The sequence below is a fragment of the Stenotrophomonas sp. SPM genome (assembly GCF_003105135.1).
GTDB lineage: Bacteria > Pseudomonadota > Gammaproteobacteria > Xanthomonadales > Xanthomonadaceae > Stenotrophomonas.
On sequence record NZ_QETL01000158.1, the window covers coordinates 1 to 5835 of the forward strand.

Genomic DNA, 5835 nt, shown 5'->3' on the forward strand with positions numbered 1-5835 from the left:
GAGCTTGCTCGACTGCAGCTTGTCGCCGGGCATGGCCCGGCGCTACCTCACGGCTTGGCCGGGGTTTCGGCCGGCTTCGGTTCGGGCTTCGGCTCTGCCTTCGCATCGGGCTTCGCATCGGGCTTCGGCACCGGTTTGGCGGCCGCGGCTTTCGTCGCCTTCTCCGCCTCGGCCTTGGCCGCTTCCGCCTTCAATCGCGTGGTCACCGAACCGGGGTTCTTCAGTTCGGCCAGAGCGTCATTGATCGGCGCATCGCCCGGCAGCACCGCACCGGCGCGGTAGCCCTCGGTACCTTCGTCGTCACCGCGCAGGTGGCCCGGCAGGGTCGCCTCGCTGTAATCGCTCAGGCTGGCCGGCAGTGCATCTTCTTCCGGCGTCGGCGCCGGCTTCAGTTCCACGTCGGGCACGATGCCGGTGGCCTGGATCGACTTGCCACTGGGCGTGTAATAGCGCGCGGTGGTCAGCTTGACCGAATCGCCGTTGTCCAGCGGCAGCACGGTCTGCACCGAGCCCTTGCCGAAGGTCCGGCTGCCGACCACGCGCGCACGCTTGTTGTCGCGCAGCGCACCGGCCAGCACTTCGGACGCACTGGCCGAACCCGCGTCGGCCAGCACCACCACCGGCGCGCCCTTCAGCAGGTCACCCGGCGTCGCATCGAAGCGTGCATCGCTGATGCTGATGCGGCCGCGGGTGCTGACGATGTTGCCCTTGTCGAGCAGGTCATCGGCCACCTGCACGGCGGCGGTCAGCAGCCCACCCGGGTTGCTGCGCAGGTCCAGCACCAGGCCCTTGAGCTGGCCACCGGCCTGCTTCTGCAGCTGCTGCACGTGCTTCTGGAAATCAGAACCGGTATCGGCCTGGAACGTGCTCAGGCGGATGTAGCCGTAGCCCGGTTCGAGCATGCGGCTCCTTACGCTGGTCACGCGGATGGTCTGCCGGGTCAGGCTGACATCGAACGGCTTGGGCCTGCCGTCGCGCACGATGGTCAGGACCACCTTGCTGCCGGCCGGGCCACGCAGCGGTTCGCTGGCATCGATGGCGCTGATCGGCTTGCCGTCGATGGCGATGATCAGGTCACCGGCGAGGATGCCGGCCTTGGCCGCCGGCGTGTCGTCGATCGGCGAGATGACCTTCATGCTGGCGTTGTCGGGCTGCTGCTGCAGCTCCACGCCGATGCCTTCGTAGGCACCGTTGGCCTGCTCGTCGAAGGCCTCGGCATCTTCCTTGTTGAAGTAGGTGCTGTGCGGATCGAGATCCAGCAGCAGGCCGCGCACGGCCGACTGCATCAGCTTATTGTCATCGACCGGATCGACATAGGCCGCGCGGACCGCGTTGTAGACCGAGACGAAACGACGGATGTCTTCCAGCGGCACCTTCGAGGTCACCGCCTCCTCGTTGCTCGCTGCCTGGCCGGAGGTATCGGTGGCGGCCGGCGCAGTCTGCTGCGCCCAGGACAGCGCTGGCATCAGGGCCAGCAAGAGGGTGGCGGTACGGGCTGCGCGCATGGATCACTCCTGTCGACGGTGGCATCGTGCCCAAGGCACATGCCCCGATTATGCGCGAAGCGTGGCTAAATTCCCGTTGAATCCGGCCAGGTCGCAGCAGCGTCGATTCAGCGCCGCTGCAGCCAGCTGTCCGGGTTGACCGGTTGCCCGCCGCGGCGCAGCTCGAAGTACAGCGCGGTCACGCCCTGGCCACCGGAATTGCCGACCTTGGCCACGGCGTCGCCACGGCTCACGCGCGCGCCGGCATCCTTCAGCAGGGTGTCGTTGTGTGCGTACAGGCTCATGTAGCCATTGCCGTGGTCGACGATCAGGATCATCCCGTAGCCGGTCATCCAGTCGGAGAACACCACGGTGCCATCGGCCACGGCGGTGACGGTGCTGCCGGCCGGCGCGCCGATCAGCACGCCGCTGCTGGTGCGCCCGTCGGGCAGCTTTGCGCCATAGCGGGCCAGCAGGTTGCCCGACAGCGGCCAGCCCAGCCCGCCCACCTTCGGCGCAGGCGCGGAGGCCACGGCCGGCGGGACCTTGGTTGGCGGCGGCGGACGGCCCTCGGCCTTGGCCTGGCGTGCGGCCTTTTCGGCAGCGGCCTTTTCGGCGGCAGCCTTGCGCGCGGCGGCACGGCGTTCGGCCTCGGCGCGGGCGGCGGCCGCACGCAGGTTGGCCAGCAGCGTTTCCAGCGCCTTGGCATCCTGGCCGAGCGCCTGTTCCTTCTCGCGGCGGTCCTTGAAGCGTTCTTCCAGCGAGGCCACGGTCTGCGCACGATCACGGCGAGCGGCGGCTAGCGAGGCGGCCTGCTGCTTCTGGTCGCGCTGTGCGCCCAGCAGGGTCTGTTTGCGCTCGGCAATCTGCGCCTGCAGCGTCTCCAGTTCCTTCAGGTCGCCGGTGAGGGTGGCGATGCGCTGGGCGCGCTCGCGCTGCAGGTAGCGGTGGTACGCCAGGGCACGGTTGGCATCGGCCACCGTGTCCTGCGACAGCAGCAGCTTCAGCGGGGCATGGTTGCCCAGCTGGTAGGCCGCGCGCAGCAGCCCGGCCAGCTCGCGGTTCTGCTGGGCCAGGTTGGCCTGCAGAGTGGCGCGGCGCTGTTCGGCTTCGGCCAGGGCCTGGCTCTGCTCGCGCAGCGCGGTTTCGGTCTGGGCCAGTGCCCGGCCGCTGCGGGCGACCTTTTCGTCGGCATCGCGCAGCTGCCGTGAGGCCTGCCCGCGCTGGCCCTCGATCTGCCGGCGCTCCTGCGCCACGCCCTTCAATTCGGTGCGCAGCTTCTGCAGCTTGCGCTCGGCCTCGCGGGTGGAGGCGGTCTGCGCGCTGGCCGGTAGGGGAGCGGCCAGTGCCAATGCCAGCCCCAGCAACAGGCAACGCCCGGCGCGGGCAGCGGCGGCGTGATGTCGGCGTGAGGGGAAGACGTTGTTGCGCAAGGGCTTTCCAGTGACTTCAGGCAGTTGCAGGGGGTGCCGGGGAATGGTGACATCAACGCACGCGGCCTGCCAGCCGCACAACAACGAGGTCCCCCATGAAAACGCTCTCCATTCCGCTGCTGTTGGGCGCACTGCTGGTCGCCGGCCCACTCGGCGCGCAGGACAACATCAGCAAGGTCAACGGCAGCATCAGCGCCGACCCGGGCCAGCGCTACGGCAAGCTGGACACCGTCAACGGCGGCATCCGCGTCGGTGACGGCGTGGAAACCGGAAGCATCGACACCGTCAACGGCGGCGTCACCGTGGCCGACCGCGCCCGCACCGGCAGCATCGAGACGGTCAACGGCAGCGTGCGCCTGGGCCGTGAAGTCATCGCCCAGGGCGATGTCAGCACGGTCAACGGCAGCATCTTCAGCGACCACGGCAGCCAGATCGAAGGCGGCGTGGAAACGGTCAACGGTGGCATCGGCCTGGTCAACAGCCGCGTGCGCAAGGACGTGGAAACGGTCAACGGTGACATCACCGTGGGCATCGGCTCGCAGGTCGGTGGCGGCCTGCGCGTGCGCAAGCCCAACTTCAGCGTTTCGCTCACGGCCAGCCGCAAGCCGCGCGTGATCATCGGCCCCAACGCCGTGGTCGAAGGCCCGCTGCTGTTCGAACGCGAGGTGGTGCTGTACGTGCACCGCACCGCACGCGTCGGGCCGGTCACCGGTGCCGAGCCGATCCCGTTCGACACAGATACCGCGCCGGCGGACTGAGTCCCCGGCGCTGCAGTACGGGGAATGCTCCCCTTCACCGGCCGCGCCCGGCGTGGCCATCCCTCGTGTATCCAGGAAACGACGATGCCCCGCAAACTCCTCCTGTGCCTGGCCGCCGCGGCCGCGCTCAGCGCCTGCAAAGGCGAAGACACTTCCACGCCGGCGCCTGCCGCCAGCCCCGATGCTGCGGCCACGCCAGCAGCCCACACTTTCTCGCCCAGCATCAACGCCGCCGACTTCAGCGAGATGGTCAAGACGCTGGCTTCGGACGAATTCGAAGGCCGCGCCCCGGGCAGCAAGGGCGAAGAACTGACGGTCAACTACATCCGCGACCAGATGCAGCGCATCGGCCTGCAGCCGGGCAACGGTGACAGCTGGTTCCAGGACGTGCCGATGACCGAGACCACGGCCGACGAATCGACCGTGCTGAAGATCACCCAGGGTGGCAAGACCACCGAGCTGAAGTTCGGCACCGACATGGTGGTGGGCACCCGTACCGGCGAGGCCGAAGTGAAGGTCGATGCCAGTGACCTGGTGTTCGTCGGCTATGGCGTGGATGCGCCGGAGCAGAAGTGGAACGACTACGCCGGCCAGGACTGGAAGGGCAAGACGGTCGTGATGTTCGTCAACGACCCGGGCTTCCATGTCGGCGACGAGAAGCTGTTCGACGGTAAGCGCATGACCTATTACGGGCGCTGGACCTACAAGTTCGAGGAAGCCGCCCGCAAGGGTGCCGCCGCCGCGCTGATCGTGCACGACACCGCCGGTGCTTCCTATGGCTGGGACGTGGTGAAGAACTCCTGGGCTGGCCCACAGTACGACCTGCCGGCCAAGGATGATCCGGAAGCGCGCATCCCGGTGCAGGGCTGGCTGAGTGCGGACGCCGCCAAGGCGCTGTTTGCCGGGGCCGGCCTGGATCTGGCGCAGGCCTACAAGGACGCCAGCAAGCGCGGCTTCAAGCCGGTGCCGCTGAAGGCCACCGCCGCGGTCGACCTGAAGAGCCAAATCGCGCAGAAGCAGTCGCGCAACGTGGTCGGCGTGCTGCCGGGCAGCAAGCGTGCTGATGAGGCCGTGCTGTACATGGCCCACTGGGACCACCTGGGCAAGCATGAGGGCGAGGAAGGCGACAACATCTACAACGGTGCTGTCGACAACGCGACCGGCGTGGCCGGCATCCTCGAAGTGGCCGAAGCCATGGCCCACCAGGATCCGAAGCCGGAGCGTTCGGTGGTATTCCTGGCCGTGACCCTGGAAGAGTCCGGCCTGCTGGGTTCCAAGTACTACGTTGCCCACCCGACCTTCCCGCTGGACAAGATTGCCGGCGTGATCAACATCGACGCAATGTCGGTGGCCGGCCGTGCCAAGGACGTGACGGTGACCGGTTTCGGCAGTTCCGAGCTGGAGGACATCCTCAAGCCGCTGGCTGCCGCCCAAGACCGCACCCTGCACGGCGAGACCTCGGTGCAGAGCGGTTTCTACTTCCGTTCGGACCACTTCAACTTCGCCAAGGCCGGCGTGCCGGCGCTGTATGCCGACGGTGGCGAGGACCTGCGCGACGGTGGCGTCGACGCGGGCCGCAAGGCCGCGACCGATTACGGTAACAACCGCTATCACGGGCCGAAGGATGAGTTCGATGCCTCCACCTGGAAGCTGGATGGCACCGTGGAAGACCTGGAGCTGATGTACGGCGTGGGCAAGGAACTGGCAGGCGGCGATCGCTGGCCGAACTGGTACGAAGGCAATCCCTTCAAGGCTGCCCGCGACGAGATGATGAAGAACAAGGCCGCGGCCCCGTAGCGTCGAGCTTGCTCGACTGAATAGTGTTGAGGTCCAGGCGGCGCCCCACGGGGCGTCGCTTTTTTTTGTGGGCGGTGGGGCGGTCCATCCACGCATGGCGTGGATCTACCGGTTCGCCGTATCCACGCATGGCATGGATCTACCGGGTTCGCCGTTGGAAGCTGCCAACCTTGGTTGGCAGCGCGCAACGCGCGGCAAGGCGCGTAGCGTGTTTATCTGCGCGCAAAGAAAAACCCCGCTGCGTGAGCAGCGGGGTTTTGGGTGTAAACCCTGGCGATGACCTACTCTCGCATGGCTTGAGCCACACTACCATCGGCGCAGCTGCGTTTCACTTCCGAGTTCGGGATGGGATCGGGTGGTTCC

General features: G+C 67.6%; 4 protein-coding genes and 1 rRNA gene. 2 read left to right on the forward strand and 3 right to left on the reverse strand.

Annotated elements, in window-relative coordinates; genetic code table 11:
- Window positions 1–47: 47 nt before the first annotated feature.
- Together DCO49_RS19130 and DCO49_RS19135 are read right to left on the reverse strand one after the other, a co-directional pair.
- On the reverse strand, window positions 48–1505 hold the full coding sequence (locus DCO49_RS19130) for a S41 family peptidase (RefSeq protein WP_116865338.1): 1458 nt from the start codon (window positions 1503–1505) through the stop codon (window positions 48–50).
- Between the two features lie 107 nt (window positions 1506–1612).
- A complete protein-coding gene (locus DCO49_RS19135; RefSeq protein ID WP_116865339.1) occupies window positions 1613–2917 on the reverse strand; it encodes a peptidoglycan DD-metalloendopeptidase family protein in 1305 nt (434 codons plus the stop codon).
- Window positions 2918–3012: 95 nt separating this feature from the next.
- Between DCO49_RS19135 and DCO49_RS19140 the strand changes: the two genes are divergently transcribed.
- Together DCO49_RS19140 and DCO49_RS19145 are read left to right on the forward strand one after the other, a co-directional pair.
- Entirely contained in the window at window positions 3013–3675 is a 663-nt protein-coding gene (locus tag DCO49_RS19140; RefSeq protein WP_116865340.1) for a hypothetical protein, read from the forward strand.
- Window positions 3676–3759: 84 nt separating this feature from the next.
- On the forward strand, window positions 3760–5472 hold the full coding sequence (locus DCO49_RS19145) for a M28 family metallopeptidase (RefSeq protein WP_116865341.1): 1713 nt from the start codon (window positions 3760–3762) through the stop codon (window positions 5470–5472).
- Window positions 5473–5740: 268 nt separating this feature from the next.
- Here the strand turns inward: DCO49_RS19145 and rrf are convergent.
- Window positions 5741–5835 (reverse strand): 5S ribosomal RNA (rrf, locus tag DCO49_RS19150); the annotation flags it as partial.